The sequence below is a fragment of the Micromonospora sp. CA-259024 genome, assembly GCF_050936255.1.
In the GTDB taxonomy this organism is placed as follows: domain Bacteria; phylum Actinomycetota; class Actinomycetes; order Mycobacteriales; family Micromonosporaceae; genus Micromonospora.
The window spans coordinates 1,137,120-1,157,415 of the sequence record NZ_JBNJND010000001.1; the positions used below are offsets into that span (position 1 = coordinate 1,137,120).

23 protein-coding genes are annotated in these 20,296 nt (G+C 69.3%); 9 read left to right on the plus strand and 14 right to left on the minus strand.

Annotated elements, in window-relative coordinates:
- Positions 1-240: 240 nt before the first annotated feature.
- Complete coding sequence (locus ACQEUX_RS04615) at positions 241-657, plus strand: DUF2267 domain-containing protein (protein WP_433041594.1); 417 nt, start codon at positions 241-243, stop codon at positions 655-657.
- 114 nt (positions 658-771) lie between these two features.
- Positions 772-1,683 carry a TIGR03619 family F420-dependent LLM class oxidoreductase gene (locus tag ACQEUX_RS04620; protein ID WP_433041597.1) on the plus strand — a complete coding sequence of 304 codons (912 nt, stop codon included), beginning with the start codon at positions 772-774 and terminating at the stop codon, positions 1,681-1,683.
- Positions 1,684-1,698: 15 nt separating this feature from the next.
- Here ACQEUX_RS04620 and ACQEUX_RS04625 read toward each other — a convergent pair whose 3' ends face one another.
- A complete protein-coding gene (locus ACQEUX_RS04625; RefSeq protein WP_433041600.1) occupies positions 1,699-2,133 on the minus strand; it encodes a TIGR03668 family PPOX class F420-dependent oxidoreductase in 435 nt (144 codons plus the stop codon).
- Between the two features lie 122 nt (positions 2,134-2,255).
- On the opposite strand from ACQEUX_RS04625, the gene ACQEUX_RS04630 reads away from it, so the two are divergent.
- Both ACQEUX_RS04630 and ACQEUX_RS04635 read left to right on the plus strand, forming a co-directional pair.
- Positions 2,256-2,702 carry a VOC family protein gene (locus ACQEUX_RS04630; RefSeq protein WP_433041603.1) on the plus strand — a complete coding sequence of 149 codons (447 nt, stop codon included), beginning with the start codon at positions 2,256-2,258 and terminating at the stop codon, positions 2,700-2,702.
- A 280-nt stretch (positions 2,703-2,982) separates the two neighbouring features.
- Entirely contained in the window at positions 2,983-3,378 is a 396-nt protein-coding gene (locus ACQEUX_RS04635) for a hypothetical protein (protein ID WP_433041606.1), read from the plus strand.
- 20 nt (positions 3,379-3,398) lie between these two features.
- Here the strand turns inward: ACQEUX_RS04635 and ACQEUX_RS04640 are convergent, their stop codons facing one another.
- The 6 genes from ACQEUX_RS04640 to ACQEUX_RS04665 form a co-directional block, all read right to left on the minus strand.
- On the minus strand, positions 3,399-3,599 hold the full coding sequence (locus tag ACQEUX_RS04640) for a DUF4326 domain-containing protein (RefSeq protein WP_433041609.1): 201 nt from the start codon (positions 3,597-3,599) through the stop codon (positions 3,399-3,401).
- Positions 3,541-4,533: a TIGR03842 family LLM class F420-dependent oxidoreductase gene (locus ACQEUX_RS04645; protein WP_433041612.1), complete on the minus strand. Its 993-nt coding sequence runs from the start codon at positions 4,531-4,533 to the stop codon at positions 3,541-3,543. The genes ACQEUX_RS04640 and ACQEUX_RS04645 overlap by 59 nt, the downstream gene beginning before the upstream one ends.
- An 11-nt stretch (positions 4,534-4,544) precedes the next feature.
- Positions 4,545-5,948, minus strand: a complete 1,404-nt coding sequence (gene hydA / locus ACQEUX_RS04650; RefSeq protein ID WP_433041615.1) for a dihydropyrimidinase — start codon at positions 5,946-5,948, stop codon at positions 4,545-4,547.
- The gene (locus tag ACQEUX_RS04655; RefSeq protein WP_433041618.1) at positions 5,945-6,787 is read right to left on the minus strand and encodes a nitrilase-related carbon-nitrogen hydrolase; all 843 of its coding nucleotides are present in this window, start codon (positions 6,785-6,787) and stop codon (positions 5,945-5,947) included. The genes hydA and ACQEUX_RS04655 overlap by 4 nt, the downstream gene beginning before the upstream one ends.
- Positions 6,784-8,340 (minus strand): NCS1 family nucleobase:cation symporter-1, encoded by a 1,557-nt coding sequence (locus ACQEUX_RS04660; RefSeq protein ID WP_433041621.1) that lies wholly within the window; start codon positions 8,338-8,340, stop codon positions 6,784-6,786. The genes ACQEUX_RS04655 and ACQEUX_RS04660 overlap by 4 nt, the downstream gene beginning before the upstream one ends.
- A 239-nt stretch (positions 8,341-8,579) precedes the next feature.
- Positions 8,580-10,184 (minus strand): PucR family transcriptional regulator, encoded by a 1,605-nt coding sequence (locus ACQEUX_RS04665; protein WP_433041624.1) that lies wholly within the window; start codon positions 10,182-10,184, stop codon positions 8,580-8,582.
- Positions 10,185-10,308: 124 nt separating this feature from the next.
- Here ACQEUX_RS04665 and ACQEUX_RS04670 point away from each other — a divergent pair, with 124 nt between their 5' ends.
- Together ACQEUX_RS04670 and ACQEUX_RS04675 are read left to right on the plus strand one after the other, a co-directional pair.
- Positions 10,309-11,598 (plus strand): aspartate aminotransferase family protein, encoded by a 1,290-nt coding sequence (locus ACQEUX_RS04670; RefSeq protein WP_433041626.1) that lies wholly within the window; start codon positions 10,309-10,311, stop codon positions 11,596-11,598.
- The gene (locus tag ACQEUX_RS04675; RefSeq protein WP_433041629.1) at positions 11,595-13,085 is read left to right on the plus strand and encodes a CoA-acylating methylmalonate-semialdehyde dehydrogenase; all 1,491 of its coding nucleotides are present in this window, start codon (positions 11,595-11,597) and stop codon (positions 13,083-13,085) included. The genes ACQEUX_RS04670 and ACQEUX_RS04675 overlap by 4 nt, the downstream gene beginning before the upstream one ends.
- 48 nt (positions 13,086-13,133) lie before the next feature.
- Here ACQEUX_RS04675 and ACQEUX_RS04680 read toward each other — a convergent pair whose 3' ends face one another.
- Positions 13,134-13,433 (minus strand): DUF4326 domain-containing protein, encoded by a 300-nt coding sequence (locus tag ACQEUX_RS04680; RefSeq protein WP_433049599.1) that lies wholly within the window; start codon positions 13,431-13,433, stop codon positions 13,134-13,136.
- Between ACQEUX_RS04680 and ACQEUX_RS04685 the strand changes: the two genes are divergently transcribed.
- Positions 13,314-14,504 carry an MFS transporter gene (locus ACQEUX_RS04685; protein ID WP_433041632.1) on the plus strand — a complete coding sequence of 397 codons (1,191 nt, stop codon included), beginning with the start codon at positions 13,314-13,316 and terminating at the stop codon, positions 14,502-14,504. The two genes, ACQEUX_RS04680 and ACQEUX_RS04685, sit on opposite strands and share 120 nt — an antisense overlap.
- Positions 14,505-14,615: 111 nt before the next feature.
- On the opposite strand, the gene ACQEUX_RS04690 is transcribed toward ACQEUX_RS04685, so the two are convergent.
- The 6 genes from ACQEUX_RS04690 to ACQEUX_RS04715 all read right to left on the minus strand — a co-directional run bounded on the left by ACQEUX_RS04690 (position 14,616) and on the right by ACQEUX_RS04715 (position 17,923).
- A complete protein-coding gene (locus ACQEUX_RS04690) occupies positions 14,616-16,244 on the minus strand; it encodes an isovaleryl-CoA dehydrogenase (RefSeq protein WP_433041635.1) in 1,629 nt (542 codons plus the stop codon).
- Positions 16,241-16,840: a TetR/AcrR family transcriptional regulator gene (locus ACQEUX_RS04695; RefSeq protein ID WP_433041638.1), complete on the minus strand. Its 600-nt coding sequence runs from the start codon at positions 16,838-16,840 to the stop codon at positions 16,241-16,243. The genes ACQEUX_RS04690 and ACQEUX_RS04695 overlap by 4 nt, the downstream gene beginning before the upstream one ends.
- A gap of 185 nt (positions 16,841-17,025) precedes the next feature.
- A complete protein-coding gene (locus ACQEUX_RS04700; protein WP_433041641.1) occupies positions 17,026-17,184 on the minus strand; it encodes a hypothetical protein in 159 nt (52 codons plus the stop codon).
- Positions 17,181-17,387, minus strand: coding sequence for a hypothetical protein (locus ACQEUX_RS04705; RefSeq protein ID WP_433041644.1), 207 nt, complete (start codon positions 17,385-17,387; stop codon positions 17,181-17,183). The genes ACQEUX_RS04700 and ACQEUX_RS04705 overlap by 4 nt, the downstream gene beginning before the upstream one ends.
- Before the next feature lie 124 nt (positions 17,388-17,511).
- Positions 17,512-17,751: a hypothetical protein gene (locus ACQEUX_RS04710; protein WP_433049999.1), complete on the minus strand. Its 240-nt coding sequence runs from the start codon at positions 17,749-17,751 to the stop codon at positions 17,512-17,514.
- Positions 17,672-17,923, minus strand: a complete 252-nt coding sequence (locus ACQEUX_RS04715; protein WP_433041647.1) for a MerR family DNA-binding transcriptional regulator — start codon at positions 17,921-17,923, stop codon at positions 17,672-17,674. Before ACQEUX_RS04715 ends, ACQEUX_RS04710 begins: the two co-directional genes overlap by 80 nt.
- Between ACQEUX_RS04715 and ACQEUX_RS04720 the strand changes: the two genes are divergently transcribed.
- Entirely contained in the window at positions 17,922-19,166 is a 1,245-nt protein-coding gene (locus ACQEUX_RS04720; RefSeq protein WP_433041650.1) for an MFS transporter, read from the plus strand. The genes ACQEUX_RS04715 and ACQEUX_RS04720 overlap by 2 nt on opposite strands.
- A complete protein-coding gene (locus ACQEUX_RS04725; RefSeq protein ID WP_433041653.1) occupies positions 19,163-20,203 on the plus strand; it encodes an NADP-dependent oxidoreductase in 1,041 nt (346 codons plus the stop codon). Before ACQEUX_RS04720 ends, ACQEUX_RS04725 begins: the two co-directional genes overlap by 4 nt.
- Positions 20,204-20,296: the final 93 nt, after the last annotated feature.

Below are 20,296 nucleotides of genomic sequence, written 5' to 3' on the forward strand. Positions count from 1 at the left end.
CAGGAGTCGTAGCGGTGCTCGCGGAGCAGCCGCCGTTCGGTCTCGGGATCGGGACTCTTACCGCCCCAGCCCTGGTGATTCGCCCGATGGGGGTGAGGCAGGGTCACCCCCTGTCTCAGGAGGCTGTCGAGGTACCAGTTCGCTCGGCACCCGAGAGGTGAGATGTGCGATCGCGGCGCATTGAGGTCGGGGACTTGTGACTGGCGATTCGACGGCAATCGGGCCGGAGAGGAGAATCAGGTGGAATACCAGGATTTCATCGATGCAGTGGCCACGCGGGCGAAGGTGCCGACCGATCAGGCGGTGACACTCACCCGCGCCACGTTGCAGACATTGGCAGATCGGATCAGCGCCGGCCAGGCCGAGAACCTTGCCTACCAGCTTCCCGATGGGCTTGACGATCACCTGCGCAAACCGCCACCGCATAGAAGGCAGGAACATGCCCAGTCGTTCGGGCTCGAAGAGTTCGTGCGGCGGGTGGCGGACCGCCCGGCCGTTGACCGTGCGCTCGCCGCTGCCGGGGTCGGCGCGGTGCTCACCACGCTCCGTGAGGCTGTTTCCCGTGACCAGTTCGAGGACGCGGTTGCCCAGCTTCCGAAGGAGTTCCGGCAGGTGATCGAACCGGTGGGTGCCGGTGGCGGGCAGCGCCCCGGGTAGCACGCGCAACTGCAGGAGAGAGAACAAGGCGGTGAGTCCCGAAGACCTCGGTGGGCCGTGGCGTCGGGGCCTGAACCGAGGCATGTCCTGGCCCGATCCGGGAACGGTGCGCGGGTGGAGGTTGGATTCGCCCCGCCCGTCTCCGGCTCATGGGCCACACCGGCAAGCATGGTCCATGTCGCCCGCCGCGCCGAGCAGCTCGGATACCACTCGCTCTGGACGTTCCAGCGGCTCCTGGTTCCCGCCGACCTCGGTTGGAGCGAGACGTACCACAGCGTCCAGGACCCGCTGACCACGCTGGCGTTCCTGGCGGCCCACACCACGCGGATCCGGCTCGGCGTCGCGGTGCTCAACATGCCGTTCATCTCTCCGGTGCTGCTGGCCAAGCAGACCGCGACCCTCGACATCCTCGCCGGCGGACGACTCGACGTGGGACTCGGCCTCGGCTGGGCGGATGAGGAGTATCAGGCGACGGGGGTGAGCAAGCATCGGCGGGGTCAGCGCGCCGAGGAGTTCCTCGCCGTTCTCCGTGCCCTCTGGCAGGACGACGTCGCCGAGCATCGCGGGGAGTTCTACCAGGTTCCGCCGACGCGTCTGGAGCCGAAACCCGTGCAGCGGCCACACCCGCCGATTCTGCTCGGCGGCCAGGCGCCCGCCGCGCTGCGCCGGGCCGGCCGGCTCGCCGACGGCTGGGTCAGTGGCAGCCAGGCGGACCTGACGGGCATCGGCGAGGCGGTCGCGACCGTCAAGGCCGCCGCTGCGGAGGCCGGCCGCGATCCTCGCTCACTGCGATTCGTCTGCCGCGGCGCGGTCCGCGTACGGCCGACGGGCCCGCCCGAGCGTGAGCCGCTCACCGGCACGCTTGAGCAGATCCGGTCGGATCTCGGCAGACTTGCCGAAGCCGGCATCACGGAATTGTTCGTCGACCTCAACTTCGATCCGGAGATCGGCTCACCCCGCGCCGACGCGCAGGCGTCGCTGCGGCGGGCTGACGAGGTGCTCGACGCCCTCGCTCCGACCCGCTGACACTCTGACCGGCGCTCACCCGGCCGGGTCGGCTGCCGCGTCCGCCGCAGTCCACGCCGACCAGCCGGTCACCCGGATCGCGACCACCGGCCCGGCTGGTGGCCGCTGGACGTACTGCGGGTACTTGTCGGCCAGCGCCGCGCGGGCCGCCGTCTCCTCCGCGCGGTCCTGCACCAGCCGGCCGTGCCCGTCCAGGCGGACCCACCACAGCCGCGACCAGTCCTCGTCGTACTCGTCGACCAGCAGGCAGGCGTGCCTCGTCGCCTGGATGTTCTCCAGCCGGCGCAGCCGTCGGTGGCGTTTGGGCTTCTCGTCCACCGCGTGGTAGATCACGTCGTCGAGCAGCACGAAGCACACGGGCACCAGGTGGGGACGCCCATCCGCTCCGACGGTGGCCAGCCGGGCCACCCTGGCCGACCGGACCCGATGCCGGATTTCGTCGGCGGGCACAGGCCCGACGGTAACAGCTGACACCGGCCATGGTGACTCGTTGTGGCCGGACGTCGTCGAGCTGGTCGGTGTGCCGGCGGCGCACGCGGGTACGCCCTGCCGATGGGACCCGGGGAGGCGTGATGGCGAGCGAGGCGCCCGACTATTTCCAGCCGGAGGCTGGGCTGGTGCTCACGCACCTGCTGATCGTGCGGGATGTGGACCGATCCCGGGAGTTCTACCAGCGGGTGCTGGGGGCGACGGTCGTGCGGGAACGCCAGCCGGCGATCCTGCGGTTCCACAACAGCTACATCGTGATCAACGACGAGGGTGGCCCGACCGACGACAAGCCGGGTGTGCAGGCACAGGCGCCGCCGGATTCGCGGACGCTCAGCAGCGCGATGAACGTCCGGGTCACCGACGTCCGGGCGGTCTATCAGCAGTGGCGGTCACGGGGTGGGGAGTTCCTGACCGAGCCGAAGGACCATGGCGTCGAGATCCGGTGCTACCTGCGTGATCCGGACGGCTACCTGATCGAGCTCGGCCAGGGCACCGGGATCCTCGCCGAGATGGGTCGAGCAACCTCCTGAGTCGACCCCGCTCACCGCCGCGGCGAGCAGCTCGGCGTCGATGTACGTCAGGCCGCAGTTGTCGGGGTGGCCGCCGCGCCCAATCCGGTCCAGGTGCGCCTGGCAGGCCGCGAGGTCGTTGAGCCAGATCCGTAGCCGGTTGCGCCCGGCCAAGGGCGCGTGAATGTGGCGTCCTGGAATCCTGGCAGCACCATGCCGCTCGGTCGGCGGGTAGCAGAACCAGTGCAGCGATCGAGGTGTCGGCCGACGCTTCGGTCGCGCTTGGGGGAACATGGTGGCCATGGTGTTACCCAGACGGTTGGCGAGGTTCAACCGGGTCGTCACCAACCGCGTAACCGGTCCGCTGGCCGGGCGGCTGCCCGCTTTCGGCGTCATCATCCATCGGGGCCGCCGCTCTGGTCGCGAGTACCGGACGCCGATCAATATCTTCCGGACGTATGACGGTTACGTCGCCGCGCTGACCTACGGGGTCACTGACTGGGCGAGAAACGTACTGGCGGCCAGCGGCTGTGAGCTGGAGGTCCGCGGCCGGCGAGTGCCCCTCACCCGTCCCCGCCTCGTGCACGACCCCACCCGCCGGGACATGCCGCCGGTCGTCCGTCAGCTCGTCGGGGTGATCGGCGTGACCGACTTCCTCTATCTCGACACCGTGCCCGATGCAGACCACGTCCACTAGGCAGACTTCCGCCGGGCTTCCTACCGATGGCTCGACGTTGGCAGCGAGTCGGCGAGTTCGGCGATAACCTCGGCGTGGCAGCGCTCCGGCACGCACCAGCAGCGGAGCTGGCGTCCGCGCAGGTCGGGGCGGTACGGCGAGACGTACGTCGAGTGGCCCGGATCAGACCTGCGTGATGACGTTCTTGCCGTACGAGGAGAGGGTCTTCTCCTTGTCGTCATGCATGAGGTAGAGGGCGAAGTTGTGCACCCCGATCTCCTTGAGCTCCTGCAGCCGGTCGACATGGGCTGACTCGGGGCCGACGAGGCAGAACCGGTCGACGATCTCATCGGGTACGAAGTCGGTGGACGGATTGCCGGCGCGGCCGTGGTGTGCATAGTCGTAGCCCTCGCGCCCCCTGATGTAGTCGGTGAGCGCCTTCGGTACGACCCCGGAATCACCGTAGCGGGCGACCAGATCGGCGACGTGGTTGCCGACCATGCCGCCGAACCAGCGCAGCTGATCCCGTTGGTGCGCGAGGTTGGTGCCCACGTAAGCCGGCGCGGCCACGCACATCGTGATCGAGTCGGGATCTCGACCTGCTGCGGTGGCCGCATCGCGTACCGAGCCGATCGTCCAGCGGGCGATGTCGGGATCGGCCGTCTGCAGGATGAAGCCGTCGGCCTGCTCGCCGACCAGCCGCAGCGCTTTCGGGCCGTAGGCGGCCATCCAGATCTCCAGCCTGCCGTCACGCACCCACGGGATGCGCACCGGCGTGCCGTGGTGTTCGACCTCGTTGCCTTCGGCCAGCTCTTTGATCACATGCATCGCTTCTTTCAGCGTGGCCAGGCTCGCCGGCGGCTGGCCGATGACCCGCCGGGCCGAGTCGCCACGGCCGATCCCGCACACCGTGCGGTTGCCGAACATGTCGTTGAGCGTGGCGAAGAGCGACGCGGTGACCGACCAGTCGCGGGTGCTCGGGTTGGTCACCATCGGCCCGACGGTCAGGTGCTTGGTTGCGGCGAGGACCTGCGAGTAGATGACGAACGGCTCCTGCCACAGTACGCAGGAGTCGAACGTCCACCCGTAGCGAAACCCGTTGTCCTCGGCGGCGGTGAGGCCGGCCACGACGTCGCGCGCTGGCGGATCGGTCTGGAGTACGACACCGAAGTCCACGGCTTCTCCTTTCAAATCAGGTACTGACTGAGATCGCGCGTGAGGAACCTGCCGTGCCCGGCCGCGCCGTGGAAGGCGTTGTCGTCGACCACGACTCGACCACGGGACAGCACGGTGGAGACCTTTCCGGTCAGTTCCATGCCCTCGTACGCGGAGTAGTCCACGTTCATGTGGTGCGTGCTGGCCGAGATGGTCTGCTGGGCCGTCGGGTCGTACACCGTGATGTCCGCGTCGGCGCCCGGCGCGATGACGCCCTTACGCGGGTAGAGCCCGAACATCCTGGCGGGCGTGGTCGAGCTGATCTCCACCCAGCGCGGCAGGGTGATCTCGCCTTTCACGACGCCCTGATAGAGCAGGTCCATCCGGTGCTCGACGCCGGGCATCCCGTTCGGGATCTTGGAGAAGTCTCCCCGGCCCAGTTCCTTCTGGTCTTTGAAGCAGAAGGGGCAGTGGTCGGTGGACACCAGCGACAGGTCGTTGGTGCGCAGGCCCCGCCACAGTTCCGCCTGGTGCTCCTTGGGGCGCAGCGGGGGAGAGGCGACGTACTTCGCGCCCTCGAAGTCGGGCTTGGCCAGATCCTCCAGCGACAGGAACAGGTACTGCGGGCAGGTCTCGGCGAACACGTTCTGCCCGGTGTCACGGGCCTGGGTGACCGCGTCCAGGGCGTGCGCGGCGGAGAGGTGCACGATGTACAGCGGCGCGCCGGTGACCTTGGCCAGCGCGATCGCCCGCGAGGTCGCCTCGCCTTCCAGCTCGGGCGGCCGGGTCAGGCCGTGCTGCACCGGGTCCGTCTGACCGTTGGCCAGCGCCTGGAGGATGAGCTGGTCGATGGCGATGCCGTTCTCGGCGTGCATCATGATCATTGACCCGGTGTCCCGGGCCTTCTGCATTGCCCGCAGGATCTCCCCGTCGGTGGCGTAGAAGACCCCCGGATAGGCCATGAACATCTTGAACGTGTTGACGCCCGCGTCGATGCAGGCGTCCATCTCCTTCAGAGACGTGTCGTTGACGTCTGAGATGACCATGTGGAACCCGTAGTCGATCGCGCAGTTGCCGTCGGCCTTGCTGTGCCACTTGTCCAGCGCGGACAGCACGGACGTGCCCTTGCCCTGTACGGCGAAATCGACGATGGTCGTCGTGCCGCCCCAGGCTGCCGCGATTGTCCCGGTCTCGAAATTGTCCGCCGAGAACGTGCCGCCGAACGGCATCTCCATGTGGGTGTGGCCGTCGATGCCGCCGGGCACCACGTACTTCCCGGTGGCGTCGATCACGCGTTCGGCACCGGACGCCCACTGCTCGGTCAGACCCGAGTCGGGCGCGGCGAGCGCCGCTATCCGCTCGCCCTCGACCAGCACGTCCGCCGGGTACGCCCCGGTGGCGTTGACGATTGTTCCGTTGCGGATGACGACGCTCACGGCGTCACCAGCGATTCGTACGTGTCGGGACGGCGGTCGCGGTAGAAGGCCCACAGGTCACGGACCTCGGCCAGCTTGTCCATGTCCAGGTCGCGGACGACGACCTCCTCTTCGGTGTCCGACGCCGCGTCGCCGACCAGTTGCCCGCGCGGGTCCACAAAGTACGACTGGCCGTAGAAGTCGTTGTCGCCCAACGGTTCCACGCCGACCCGGTTGATCGCGCCGACGTAGTACTCGTTGGCGACGGCGGCCGCGGGCTGCTCCAGCCGCCACAGGTACTGCGACAGGCCGCGGCTGGTCGCCGACGGGTTGAAAACGATCTTCGCACCGGCTAGGCCGAGCGCCCGCCAGCCCTCGGGGAAGTGCCGCTCGTAGCAGATGTAGACGCCGATGCGCCCCACGGCGGTGTCGAACACCGGATAGCCGAGGTTCCCCGGCCGGAAGTAGAACTTCTCCCAGAACCCCTTCACCTGCGGAATGTGGTTCTTCCGGTGCTTGCCGAGGTACGTGCCGTCGGCGTCGATCACCGCGGCGGTGTTGTAGTAGACACCGGGTTGCTCCTGCTCGTACATCGGCACGATCAGCACCACGCCGTGCTGCTCGGCGACCTCGCGCATCAGCGCGGTCGTCGGCCCGTCCGGGATGGCCTCCGTGTACGAGTAGTAGTCCGCGTCCTGGATCTGGCAGAAGTACGGGCCGTAGAACAACTCCTGCAGGCAGACCACCTGTGCGCCCTGGGAGGCGGCGGTGCGGATGGCCTCGACCGCGTTGGCGATCATCGACTCCTTGTCGCCGGTCCACTTCTGCTGCACCAGCCCGGCTCGGATGATGTTGCTCATTTTGCCCCCTTCGCGTGCGCGGTGCGCGGCATCGACAGCGCCAGGTAGACGAGGAACCCGCCGATCAGACCGACCACCCAGCTGTAGTCGTAGAACGGCTTGAGCAACGGGATGAGCCCGTCGGACGGGAACGGCCCCTTGCCGGGTGCGGAGTAGGCGCCACCCACTGCGAGGACCGCGCCGACGACGGTGGCGACGATGGCGGCCCAGTTCCACCCGCCGGAGAACCAGTATCTGCCCTCGGGGCGGTAGAGGGCCGGCAGTTGGAGGCTGGTGCGGTGGCGGATCCAGTACCCGGCGATGAGTACGCCGGCGACCGCGCCGAGCAGGCCGCCGTAGAACCCGAGCCAGACGAAGATGTAGATGTTGGGGTCCTGCACCAGGCGCCACGGCTGGATGAGGATGCCGAGCACGCCGGTGATCAGGCCCCCGGTCCGGAAGCTCACCAGTCGGGGTGCGGCGTTGGAGAAGTCGTATGCCGGGCTGACCGTGTTCGCCGCGACGTTCACCGACAGCGTGGCGACCACGACGGTGAACAGGCCGAGTGCGACGACCAGCGGGTTCTCGAACTTGGCCGCGAGCTGGATGGGGTCCCAGATCGCCTCACCGTAGATCACGGCCGTGCCCGAGGTGATCATGATCGACAGGATGGCGAAGAACGACATCGTGGTCGGCAGGCCGAGGATCTGGCCGTACGCCTGCTGCCGCTGACTGCCGCCGAACCGGGTGAAGTCGGGGATGTTCAGCGACAGCGTCGCCCAGAAGGCGATCATCCCCATCAGTGACGGCGCGAACAGTTTCCAGAAGTCGGCGCCCCAGCCCAGCTTCGACGGCTCGGACAGGATCGGGCCGAGCCCGCCCGCCTCGACCAGCACCCAGATCAGCAGGGCGACGGCGACCACGATGACGAACGGTGCGGCCCAGTTCTCGAAGCGCCGCAGGGTGTCCATGCCCCGCCAGATGATTGCCATCTCGATCGCCCAGAACAGGAAGAACGAGGCCCACAGGGTCCACGGGTAGTCCATCACCGTCGCCGCGTCGACCCACCAGGAGCCGAGCAGCTTGCCGGCGATCGCGTAGATCGCCTCGCCGCCGATCCAGGTCTGGATGCCGAACCAGCCGCACGCGATGAAGGCGCGGAGCAGGGCCGGGAGGTTCGCGCCGCGGACTCCGTAGAACGCGCGGGCGAAGACCGGGAACGGGATCCCGTACTTCGTGCCCGCGTGGCTGTTCAACAGCATCGGGATCAGGACGAGCAGATTGCCCAGCGTGATCGTGAGGAACGCCTGCACCCAGTTCATGCCGAGCTGGATGAGCCCGGCGGCGAGCAGGTAGGTGGGGATGTTGTGCGCCATGCCGATCCACAGCGCCGCGAAGTTGTACGTGGTCCAGGTGCGCTTCTCGATGGGTACCGGGGCGAGCTCTTCGTTGAAGTACGGGCTGTCGGCGATCGTGGAGAAATCACGCAGCTCGACTCGGCCATCCGGATGGGTGATCTGTGTGCCCGGCTCGACCGCGGTGGTCTCGGCGGGGGGCAGGGGTTCAACGGCCATCGGTCACCTCCCTGTCACGCTGCCGCAACAGTGGCCGTTCAACCGGCGCGTGCTGCGGGTGGGGGCGGATCAGCACGATCTTTATCTCGGAATGGTGGGTGTCCCGGACCCGCCACGGGCAGCGGCAAAGTGTCCACGCTTGCCATGATCGGGGCACACTCTGTCCACGGGCATGCCCGCACGGAGCTGTCAATCGCCTCGGTGGATGGATTCGGGCCTTCTGCCGGACCCTTGACCCGTCACGCGTCGTCGAGTTCGTGCACCAGCAGCGCCACGTATAACGACAACATCGACTCCGGGTCCTCCAGCGACACCCCGAGCACCTGCGCGATCCGCGACAGCTGCTGGTAGTAGGCCGTACGTGACAGGTGCGCGGCGCCGGCCGCCGCCGACTTGTTCCCGCCCTGCTCGCAGAAGCAGCGCAGCAGCTCCACGAGCCGGCTGCCCTGGCTGTCATCGCGGGCCAACAGGGGCCCGAGCTCCCGGTGAGCGAAGGCCCGGACGCGCTCGTCCTCGCGCAGCAGGTGCAGCAGGCCACGCAGTCGCACGTCGTCCAGCCGGTGGTAGACCTGGGCGCCGGGGGAGCGGAGCGCGGCACCGGCGACGTGTGCGGCCTCGCCAAGACTGCGCCGCACATCGGACACCTGCGACACCGTCGTGCCGACCGCCACCACCACGGCACTGGCCACCGAGCGGTGGACTTCTCTGGCCAACCGCCGCAGGATCGCATCGACCTCCGCCTGCGCCGGCAACGACAACAACGCGCGCACGCTGGTGTCGTCCACGACGCCCACCAACGCCGGCACACTCACCCGTCGCGCGGCCAACGCGGTGGCCTCCGCGAGGTCCCGCAACACCTCCTGCCAGGCCAGTGCGGGGGCGCGCGGCGTGATGCTCCCCGGTCGGATCGCCACCCCGACCAGCTTCCGCCGCTCCAGCGCAACGCCCAACGCGGCCGCCCGGGTGGTCAGATCAGGGGGAGGCAGGGCCTGGCCGAGCAGTTGCGCGAGCAGCATCCGGTGCGTCTGCCGCTCCAGGCTCTCCCGATCCCGCGCCACGAGCCGGTGCACCGCCAGTGCCGACGCGGCCCGCTCCGCGACCACCACGTGCCTGTGCGGGGGAGGGGCTGGCGAGAGCAGAACCAGCCGTCCCCAGTCGGCGCCCTGCGCGCCGACCGCGGTGATCAGCCAGCCGGCTTCCTCGTCGTAGGCGGTCCGTTGGGACACCGCCACAGACCGGGATCGCTGCCCCCAGTCGGTCAGCAGCTCGATCGGGTCCTGCCCGGCCGCGTCGTACGCGAGCACGTCGTGCCCCAGCGTCTCCAGGACGACCGGCAGCCTGGAAATCCTCGCGACCTCGCGCAACACCTCGGCTGGCTCCGCCCCGGCGACCGTGAGCGCGGTGAACGTCTCGTGCACCTGCTCAGCCGCCCGCAGCTCGGCGAGCTGCGCGTCCACGATCAACGCCACGACCGCCTCCGTGACCGACACGAACTGGGTCTCGCGGGCCAGCGTGATCAATGGAAGCCTGTGTTGTTCCGCAGCCGCCACCAGCGCGTCCGGCACGTGGTCGCTCCAGCGCCGGACCAACTCCACCACGAGCCCCGCCGCGCCGACCGCGGCCAGGTCGTCCACGTACGCCGTCAGTGCCGTTTCCTCGTCCGGCAGCGCGATGCCGGTGGTCAGCACGAGCTCGCCGCCGCGCAGCAGATGAGCGATGTCGGCGACCTCCGCCGCATGAACCCAGCGGACGGGCCGCTGCATGCCGGCGGACCCCGCGACGACGCGTGGCCGACCGCGCCGGATCACGGGCAGCGCCACCGCTTCTGCGACCGTCGGGTACATGCCGCCTCCCCTGCGCGGTTGCACACAACGTAGCGCCATCGATGCCGACCCGTACAGGTTGTCGGTGGCGGCGAGCACCGAAGTCTCGGGACACTCGGCTGAGGTACGAGATACGGAGGACGCGATGGCGCATCGGGAGTTGCTGCATCGACACCGGTCCGTGCTGCCGAAGTGGCTGGCCCTCTACTACGAGGAGCCGATTGAGATCGCTAGCGCGCACGGTCGCCGGGTGACCGATCGCGAGGGCCACACGTACCTCGACTTCTTCGGCGGCATTCTCACCAACTCGATCGGCTACGACGTGGCCGAGATCAGCGACGCGGTCCGCTCGCAGCTCGACACCGGCGTGCTGCACTCCTCGACGCTGTACCTGATCGAGTCGCAGGTCGAGCTCGCCGAGAAGATAGCGCACCTGTCCGGGATCCCGGACGCGAAGGTGTTCTTCACGAACTCGGGTACGGAGGCCAACGAGACCGCGTTGATGCTCGCCACGCAGTACCGCCGCAGCGGGCAGGTGCTCGCGCTGCGCAACTCGTACCACGGGCGCGCGTTCGCCACCGTCGCGATCACCGGCATCCGCGGCTGGTCGGCCAGTGCGCTCAGCCCGATCAAGGTGAGCTGGGTTCACGGTGGCTACCGGTACCGCAGCCCGTTCAAGGACCTGTCGGACGCCGATTACGTCAAGGCGTGCGTCGCCGACCTGCGCGAGGTGATCGAGACCGGGACCGCCGGCGACGTGGCGTGCATGATCGTCGAGCCGATCCAGGGCGTGGGCGGTTTCGCCTCCCCGCCCGACGGCCTGTTCCGCGAGTTCAAAAAGGTGCTCGACGAGTACGGCGTCCTGCTCGTCTCCGACGAGGTCCAGACCGGTTGGGGCCGGACCGGCGAGCACTTCTGGGGCATCCAGGCGCACGACGTCGTGCCGGACGCGATGACCTTCGCCAAAGGACTCGGCAATGGTCTGGCGATCGGCGGTGTCGTCGCGCGCGCGGAACTCATGGACTGCCTGCAGGCCAACTCGATCTCCACCTTCGGTGGCAACCCGATCTCCACCGTGGGGGCCCTTGCCACCCTCAACTACCTCCTCGACCATGACCTGCAGGCGAACGCGGCAAAGCTGGGAAACCGCCTGATCAATGGCCTTCGCTCGGTCGCTGCGACGCATCCGGTGGTCGGCGACGTACGCGGCAGGGGTCTGATGCTCGCCCTCGAGTTCGTCGGCCCGGCCGGCGAACCCAATCCCGCGGCCGCAGCCGCCCTGCTGGAGGAAGCGCGCAGTCGTGGACTGCTGGTCGGCAAGGGCGGCCTGCACGGCAACGTGATCCGGCTGGCGCCGCCGATGACGCTCACCGAGGACGAGGCCGACGAGGCGCTGGGCATCCTCGCTGAGGCAATTGAGGCGGTGTCGGCATGAGGATCACGCACTGGATCGGCGGCAAGGCATGGACCGGCATCGCCCAGCGCACGGGTGACGTGTACGACCCCGCGACGGGTCAGGTCGGCGGGCAGGTCGATTTCGCCAGCGCCTCGGACGTCGACGAGGCGGTGACCGCCGCCCGCGAAGCCTTCTCCCGGTGGCGCAACGCCTCCCTCGCCCAACGGGCGAACGTGATGTTCGCGTTCCGTGAACTGCTCAACGCCCGGAAGTCCGACCTCGCCGAGATCATCACCGCCGAGCACGGCAAGGTGCTCTCCGACGCGGCGGGCGAGATACAGCGTGCGCTGGAGGCGGTGGAGTTCGCCTGCGGTATCCCGCAGCTGCTCAAGGGCGGATTCAGCGAGAACGCCTCGACCAAGGTGGACGTGTACTCGATCCAGCAGCCGCTCGGCGTGGTCGGGGTGATCTCCCCGTTCAACTTCCCGGCGATGGTGCCGCTGTGGTTCGTGCCCAACGCCGTCGCCTGCGGCAACACCGTGGTGTTGAAGCCGAGCGAGAAGGACCCCTCCGCGGCGAACTTCCTGGCGGAGCTCTTCGCCGAGGCCGGGCTGCCGGATGGCGTGTTCAACGTCGTGCACGGCGACAAGGAGGCGGTCGACCGGATCCTCGAGCATCCGGAGGTCAAGGCGGTCTCGTTCGTCGGGTCGACGCCGATCGCCCGGTACGTCTACGAGACCGGAACGCGTAACGGCAAGCGGGTGCAGGCGCTCGGCGGCGCGAAGAACCATATGGTCGTGCTGCCCGACGCCGACCTCGACCTCGCCGCGGACGCCGCCGTCTCGGCCGGTTTCGGCTCGGCCGGTGAGCGCTGCATGGCGATCTCCGTCGTCGTGGCGGTGGATCCGGTCGGCGATGAGCTGGTCGGCAAGATCAGCGAGCGGATCGCCGGAGTGCATGTCGGCGACGGTCGCCGCCCGGGCTGCGAGATGGGACCTTTGGTCACCGGGGCGCACCGCGACAGGGTGCGGTCATATCTGGACGCGGGTCGGTCCGCGGGCGCGAAGCTGGTGGTCGACGGACGCGGTCATGCGATCGACGGTGACGACGCCGGCTTCTGGCTGGGGCCGACACTCTTCGACCACGTCGACGTGGACATGTCCATCTACACGGACGAGATCTTCGGTCCGGTGCTCTCGGTGGTGCGGGTCCCCAGCTACGACGCGGCGGTCGACGTGGTGAACGCCAACCCGTACGGCAACGGCACCGCCATCTTCACCAACGACGGCGGCGCCGCACGGCGGTACCAGAATGAAATCGAGGTCGGCATGGTCGGCGTCAACGTGGCGATCCCGGTTCCGGTCTCGTACTACTCGTTCGGTGGTTGGAAGGACTCACTGTTCGGTGACTCGCATGCGTACGGGCCGCAAGGCGTGCACTTCTTCACCAGGGCCAAGGTGGTCACCAGCAGGTGGCTCGATCCGTCGCACGGCGGCGTGAACCTCGGCTTCCCACAGAACAGCTGAGCAGCTCGTCGGCAGACCACCTCGACCCAGACAGCTCCGCCGGGCCTCCTACCGGAGGCTCGACGCCGCCGGCGAGTCGGCGAGTTCCGCGATCACCTCGGCGTGACAGAGCTCTGGCGCACACCAACAGCCGAGCCTGCCCGCGCACTTCCGCAGTTGTTGACTATGGCGCTGGTCGCCGCTGCCGATCCACGCCCGGCCAGCTTGCCGGTAGGCCAGACTGCACGGGTGAGAGTCACCGCGCTCACCATCAGGTGGACGCCGTGGCGGTTCGTGACCGCCTTCGGTGTTGTCAGCCTGCTGTCGGACGTGGTGTACGAGGGCGCCCGGTCGGTCATCGGCCCCTATCTGGCCACCATCGGCGCATCCGCGACCGTCGTCGGGCTGGTCACCGGAGCTGGCGAGGCGACCGCCCTGGCCGGGCGGTTGGTCACCGGACCCCTCGCCGACCGGACCCGCGCCTACTGGCCGCTCGTCCTGGTCGGCTATGCCGTGACCATGGTCGCCGTGCCCGCTCTCGGGCTGACCACCGCACTGTGGCTGGCTGCGGCGCTGTTCGTCGCGGATCGCGCCGGCAAGGCCATTCGCGGCCCGGCGAGGGATGTCATGCTCTCGCACGCCGCTGCGGCAGTCGGCCGCGGCAAGGGCTTCGCCGTCCATGAGGCGCTCGACCAGGCCGGCGGCGTGGCGGGGCCGCTGCTGGTCGCCGCCGTACTGGCCGCGACCGCCCACAACTACCGGCCCGCGTTCCTCGCCTTGGCTGTACCCGCCGTGGCGGCGATGCTCCTGCTGCTGTGGCTACGCGCCGGCGTGCCCGACCCGCGTCGCTTCGAACCAGGCCCTCGACCCGGCGCGCCGCCCGCCCCGCCGGGCGGCCGGCTACCCCGCGTGTTCTGGACCTATCTGGCGTTCACGGCGGTGACCACGGCCGGCTACGCCACCTTCGGTGTGCTCAGCTTCCACCTCGCCACCCGGCACGTCGTACCCGTGGCGGTGGTCCCGGTCGTGTACGCCGCCGCGATGGGCGTCGACGCGCTCGCCGCGCTGGCCTCCGGGTGGCTGTACGACCGGGCCGGCGTCCGGGTACTGGCCGCCGTACCCGTGCTGACCGCTCTGATCCCGCTGGCGGCCTTCACCACCACCCCGGCGACCGCGGTCGCCGGGGTCCTGGCCTGGGGCGCCGTGCTCGGCATCCAGGAATCCACCATGCGTGCGACCATCGCCGACATCGTCCCCGCCGCTCGGCGGGGCACCGCCTACGGCATCTTCGCCGCCGGGTTGGGCGGGGCGACCCTGGTCGGTGGGCTGCTCACCGGCGCCCTCTACGACTACTCGATCACCGCATTGATCATCACCGTGGCCGGCATCCAGGCCGTCGCCCTGGCCCTGTTCCTTGCCATCGTTCGACCGGCGACCTGACGCTGGGTCCCGAGAGGCGGCGGCGGACGTCCGGCTGACCAGCCGGCACCCCGCCGCGTCTGGTGTGGCCGACACCGCTGAGGACGGTGATGGCCACCGGGGAGGTTTCTGTCAGCTCACCTTCGCGGTGGCGCGGGAGATGATCGCGGCGAAGTCAACACCGGTCGGTAGGGTGCCGTACGCCTGGCCGTGGTCGCCTGCGAGCCGGGACGCGCAGAAGGCGTCGGCGACGGCGGGGTGGCCGTGCCGCACCAGCAGCGAGCCCTGCAGCACCAGGGCGAGCCGCTCGACGACGCGCCGCGCCCGCAGTTCGAGGTCGTCGAGGTCGGACAGGTCGGACCGCACCTGGCGGACTGCGGCGTCGAGCCGTGCGTCGGCGCCGGCAGAGGCGGCCACCTCGGCCTGGAACGCCTCCATGACCTGGGGTTCCTTGACGAGAACACGCAGGACGTCCAGGGCGGCGACGTTGCCGGAGCCCTCCCAGATCGAGTTCAGCGGCGACTCGCGGAACAGCCGCGGCATGCCCGACTCCTCGACGTAGCCGTTGCCGCCCAGGCACTCGAGGGCCTCCGCGGCGTGTGCCGGCCAGCGCTTGCAGACCCAGTACTTGCCGACGGCGAGGGCGAGCCGTTTGAACGCGGTCTCGCTGGCGTCGCCGCGCGCGGATCGATCGGTCGCTCCGGCGAGGCGCATCATGAGAATGGTGGCGGCCTCGGACTCGACCGTGAGGTCGGCGAGCACGTTGCGCATCAGGGGCTGGTCGATGAGGTACCGGCCGAAGGTCTGCCGGTGGGTGGCGTGGTGGACGGCGGTGATCACGCCTTGGCGCATCCCGGCCGCCGCGCCGATCACGCAGTCGAGGCGGGTCAGGTTGACCATGTCGATGATCGTGCGCACGCCACGGCCCTCGTCTCCGACGCGCCAGGCGACCGCCTGCTCGTATTCCACCTCCGCCGAGGCGTTGGACCGGTTGCCGAGCTTGTCCTTCAGGCGCATCAGCCGCATCGGGTTGCGGGTGCCGTCGGGAAGGACACGCGGGACGAGGAAGCAGGTGATTCCGCCCGGTGCCTGGGCGACGGTGAGGAAGATGTCGCACATCGGCGCCGACGTGAACCACTTGTGCCCGACGAGCCGGTAGGTTCCGTCCGGCTCAGGGCGGGCGGTGGTGGTGTTGGCGCGCACGTCCGAGCCGCCCTGCTTCTCCGTCATCGACATGCCCGCCAGCAGCCCCTGCTTCGCCAGCGGCGGACGCAGCCCGAAGTCGTACGTCGTGGCGGTGAGCAGCGGCTCGTACCGCGCGGCCAGCTCCGGGTTGTGCCGCAGCGCCGGCACTGCTGCGTAGGTCATCGAGATCGGGCAGCCGTGGCCGGCGTCGGGCCGCCATGTGTAGAACTTGGCTGCCCGGGCCACGTGTGCGCCCGGTCGGGCGTCCGCCCACGGTGCGGCGTGCAGGCCGTGCGTGACCGCGGTGCGCATCAGCTCGTGCCAGGCGGGGTGGAACTCCACCTCGTCGATCCGGTGGCCGTAGCGGTCGTGGGTGCGTAGGACCGGCGGATGCTCGTTGGCCAGCCGTCCGTACTCGAAGGCTTGCTCGGCGCCGCCCAGGCGGCCGAGCTCGTGCAGCTCGGCGGCGGCCCAGCCGGCGCCCTCCCGCTCGAGCCCGTCGAGCAGTGCCGGGTCGTCCGCCGCGTCGTAGCCAGCGAGCGGGGGAACCTGGTTGAAGACCTCGTGTGTCGTCACGGCGATACTCCCAGCGCGCGGTGGATGAAGGCGACCAGGGCGGGGATGGTCTGCGGGCCGGCGACCCCGGCGGCCAGCGGACCGACCATGGCCTCGGCCAGGGCGCCGACCAGCGCGTTCGCGGTCAGCTCCGGATCTTGCGGGGGTAGTTCACCGCTCGTCACACCGGCCGCGACGTACCCGGCGATCAGTTCGGCGTACGCGCGGCGGAAGACGAGCCGCTCGGCGTCGACCGCCGGGTCGACCGGCTCGGCGAGCAGGGCATACGCCAACCGTGGGGACTGCAGGGCGCGGCCGGAGAACGTCTCGACGACGGCGGCCATCTGCTCGGCGGCGGAGGTCTCCAGCGCTGCGGCGCGCGCGACCGCGTCCACCTCGTGCTGGGAGGCCGCGCGGAATACCTCGGCGAACAGGTCGGCCTTGGTCGGGAAGTGGCGGTAGAGGCTGCCGGTCGCCATGCCGGCCCGCTCGGCGACGGCGGCGACCGAGCAGCCGGCGTACCCGTGCTCGGCCATGATTTCCAGCGCCGCGCCGATGATCCGTTCCCGGGAGGCGCTCAGCCGAGCCTTCACCCGCTCGGTGCTTCGGTACGCCACGCAAGGATTGAACCATCATTCAATCCTTGCCGACAAGGTGTCCTGGGCCTGGCCGGCCTCGCCGGGCCGTCGCGGCGGTGCGACCGGAAAAGGTAGCCGGGGTGATCCAGGCCCGGCCACCTTGCCGATGGACCAGACTGCATGTTGACATCCTCCACCGCCCTGAAGGGCGGGGATTCCCTCGGTCACCCGAGGGGTTCCTGTTTCACCGGGCCACTCAGGTCGAAGTCGTGCGGGACGCCGCTGCCTTCCGGATAGAACCGCACCACCAGCCGCCCGCCCCCGTCGATCAGACGGGCCGGCGGCTCGTAGCCTGGCGCGGGCAGCGCCGCGCTGGGGCTCACCGCGCCACCCCCGGTGGGGCGTCGCAGGCGAGGGGGTCGGTGCGCACCCGCGGGTTGCCGCGCACCAGCGCCGTCACCAGACCGGCCACCGACTCCTCCCGGGCCTGTTCCAGCAGCACTTCCACGTCGAGCGACCGGAACGGCTCCAAGTACACGTCGATCGTGGTGCGCACGTCGCAGTGCCCAAGCATGGTCTGCTTCATCGAGGGCTCCTTGGGAGGCCCGCCCAAGCCCGCAGACGTCTCGGTGGTCCTGGACACTCTCGGCCTCCAACGCCGAGCGGTTGGCGGTGGTGTGGGTTTCTGCTGCCGACGAACCACCACGCGGCTACGCGTGGACGGGTGACCGCATCCGTTCGAGGTGTTCTTGGATCGCGCTCCGGCTCAGGCCCATGCATGTCATCTTGCAGTCGAGGCGCGCCAGTTCGGCCGCGAAGAGCTCTTCGAGGTTTGCGTCCACGCTGCTCGGGCTCTGCGCGCTGGGGTGGTTACGCAGCAGCGGGATGATCAGCTTCGTCGGAAGTCCGGACCGGACGAGGCTGCTGACGAGCACGACTTGTGACGTCACTCTCGCTGTACTCCCGGTACCCGTTGGTGCCGCGCTGTGGGGAGAGCAGTCCGCGTTCCTCGTAGTAGCGCAGCATCCGAACCGGGACCAGGCTCCGCTTCGACAACTCGCCTATGCGCACGTTTCCTCCCTTGACCCTCACACTGATGTGACACTTTACGGTTCGCGGCATGACCGCTCAACTGTCGGAGGCACCCTCCGACGCGTCGCGCAAGTTGCCATGGTGGCCACTGCTGGTGCTGTCCGCCGCAGCGTTCGCCACCGTCACCGTCGAACTGCTTCCCGCGAGTCTGCTCCTAGGACTCAGCGATGACCTGGATGTCACGGAGTCCACCGCCGGCCTGCTCGTCACAGCGTGGGCGCTCACCATCGCCGTCGCCAGCGTCCCCTTGACCCGCCTGACGGCTCGGGTACCGCGCCGCCACCTCGTGCCGTTTCTTCTGCTGCTATTGGCGCTGGCGACGGCCGGCACCGCCCTCGCACCGTCGTACGGTTGGGCGCTCACCAGTCGGATGGTCGCCGCCAGTACCCATGGCGTGTTCTGGTCGCTACTGGTCCCGACCGTGGCCACCCTTGTCCCGTCGGCGGTCCTCGGTCGAGCCGTCTCGGTGGTGCTGGCGGGGCCGGCGTTGGCCGGCATCATCGGTATCCCGCTCGGCGCGGCCATCGGCGAAGGCGTCGGATGGCGCGCGTCCTTCGCTCTGCTGGCCGGACTGCTGGTGGCGGCGTCACTGGCCGTGCGGAGTCTGCCGCTGCAGGATTCGCCGATTCCCGTCGCGCGGCAGGGGGGTCGGGATCCCGCGACGAGGGCCGTACTGGCCGTCGCGTTCGCTGGCGGCCTCGTGCTGACTGGTCATTTCATGCTGTATACCTACATCGCACCCCTGCTTCAGCAGTTCGGCGGGTACGCCGCCGCCGCCCGCACCGCCCTGCTGCTCGTCTTCGGACTCGCCGGTCTGATCGGCATCGCGGTCTCCGGACCGCTGTCCGACCGGTTCCCGCGTCAGGCACTCGGCTGGGTCAGCGCCGCCTTTGCCGGTAGTGCCGCCTCCCTGGCGCTGCTGGACGTGAACCTGGTCATGGCGATAATCGTCATCGCGCTGTGGGGCGTACTCATCGGGCTGCTCCCCCCGGTACTCCAGACCCGCCTGCTGCGCATCGCCTCCCCCGGCCGGGAAGCGGCGGCGGGAGCCGTCGGCATCGCCGTGCTCAACATCGGCATCGCCGCCGGCGCGGCATTCGGTGGATTCACCGTCGACATCTGGAACGCCGGTGCGCTGCCGATCGTCGCTGCCGCCGTCATCACGGTGGCCGCGGTCGGGCTCCTCGGCATCGGTGCGCGCCGGGACCGCCGATCCGAAGCCGCCTTGACCGACCAGCCCGCAGCCCGCGCCCAGGACGGAGTCGACGAATGACCGACCCGGCCGCACCGGTGCCGGGCGAGCCCTCGGATCCAAAGCTCATGCGGGCGGCCATAGTGGAGCGTTTCGGGGGACCGGAAGTACTGCGCCTGGTCCATCTCCCCCGACCGACACCGAAACCAGGACACGTCCTGGTCCGCGTGCACGCGGCATCCGTGAATTACGGCGAAACCAAAATCCGCAAGGGTCTAGTGCCGGAACTCGGGCCGCCACCGCACACGCTGGGATCTGACCTGTCTGGCACCGTGATGAACGCCCACCCCTCAACCCACCGGTTCAAGGCCGGCGACGAGGTCTACGGCATCCACTTCATCGGGACGTACGCCGAGTACGTCTCGGTGCCCGAACTGAGCCTCGCCGCGAAACCCACCACGTTGGATCACGTGCATGCGGCGGCTCTCCCCGTCGCCGCGCAGACAGCCCTGATCGCGATCTTCGACTACGCCACCCTGCGACCGAGACAGCAGATCCTGATCCACGCCGCAGCCGGAGGCGTCGGACACCTGGCGGTGCAACTCGCCAAACTCCGCGGCGCCCACGTAACCGGCACGGCCCGGCAGGAGAAACACACCTTCCTCCGCGGAATGGGCGCGGACGAGTTGATCGACTACACCCAGGTGGACTTCACCCGGGTGGCTCGCAACGTCGATGTAGTCCTCGACCTCATCGGCGGAACGTACGGACGACGCTCGTTGGACTGCCTGCGACCGGGCGGGTTGGTCCTGGGCGCGGCGCTCGAGCCCGGCTTGACCGATGCGGAGGCACACCGGCGCGGGATGCGGTACCGCTGGCTAGGCGGCACGAGCATCGACAGGCCACTCGACAGGATCCGCGACCTCGTGGACACCGGCCAACTACGGGTCCACGTGGACAGGACCTACACACTCGAGGAACTCCCCGCCGCTCATGCGTACGCCGACAGCGGTCGCGTTACCGGCAAGCTGGTCCTCACCATCAGGAGCAGCGGCGCTGCAGGCACAAATCCAGGGCTCGAGAGGCCAAGCTCTGATGCCAGGACAGGAGGCGAGTAGTGCCGCCGGCCCAGCGGCCGGTGCCGTAGTCGCGCAGGCGCCAGAACGGTGGTGAGGTCGGGGTGGGCAGGAACTGGCTGGGAACCCAGCCCG

What these genes read in the sequence shown, in the direction of transcription:
- ACQEUX_RS04630 (WP_433041603.1), top strand. Translation starts at nt 2,256, where the DNA reads ATGGCGAGCGAGGCGCCCGACTATTTCCAGCCGGAGGCTGGGCTGGTG.
- ACQEUX_RS04635 (WP_433041606.1), top strand. Translation starts at nt 2,983, where the DNA reads ATGGTGTTACCCAGACGGTTGGCGAGGTTCAACCGGGTCGTCACCAAC.
- ACQEUX_RS04640 (WP_433041609.1), bottom strand. Translation starts at nt 3,599, where the DNA reads ATGACGACAAGGAGAAGACCCTCTCCTCGTACGGCAAGAACGTCATCA.
- ACQEUX_RS04655 (WP_433041618.1), bottom strand. Translation starts at nt 6,787, where the DNA reads ATGAGCAACATCATCCGAGCCGGGCTGGTGCAGCAGAAGTGGACCGGC.
- ACQEUX_RS04660 (WP_433041621.1), bottom strand. Translation starts at nt 8,340, where the DNA reads ATGGCCGTTGAACCCCTGCCCCCCGCCGAGACCACCGCGGTCGAGCCG.
- ACQEUX_RS04665 (WP_433041624.1), bottom strand. Translation starts at nt 10,184, where the DNA reads ATGTACCCGACGGTCGCAGAAGCGGTGGCGCTGCCCGTGATCCGGCGC.
- ACQEUX_RS04670 (WP_433041626.1), top strand. Translation starts at nt 10,309, where the DNA reads ATGGCGCATCGGGAGTTGCTGCATCGACACCGGTCCGTGCTGCCGAAG.
- ACQEUX_RS04675 (WP_433041629.1), top strand. Translation starts at nt 11,595, where the DNA reads ATGAGGATCACGCACTGGATCGGCGGCAAGGCATGGACCGGCATCGCC.
- ACQEUX_RS04705 (WP_433041644.1), bottom strand. Translation starts at nt 17,387, where the DNA reads ATGAAGCAGACCATGCTTGGGCACTGCGACGTGCGCACCACGATCGAC.
- ACQEUX_RS04720 (WP_433041650.1), top strand. Translation starts at nt 17,922, where the DNA reads ATGACCGCTCAACTGTCGGAGGCACCCTCCGACGCGTCGCGCAAGTTG.
- ACQEUX_RS04715 (WP_433041647.1), bottom strand. Translation starts at nt 17,923, where the DNA reads ATGCCGCGAACCGTAAAGTGTCACATCAGTGTGAGGGTCAAGGGAGGA.
- ACQEUX_RS04725 (WP_433041653.1), top strand. Translation starts at nt 19,163, where the DNA reads ATGACCGACCCGGCCGCACCGGTGCCGGGCGAGCCCTCGGATCCAAAG.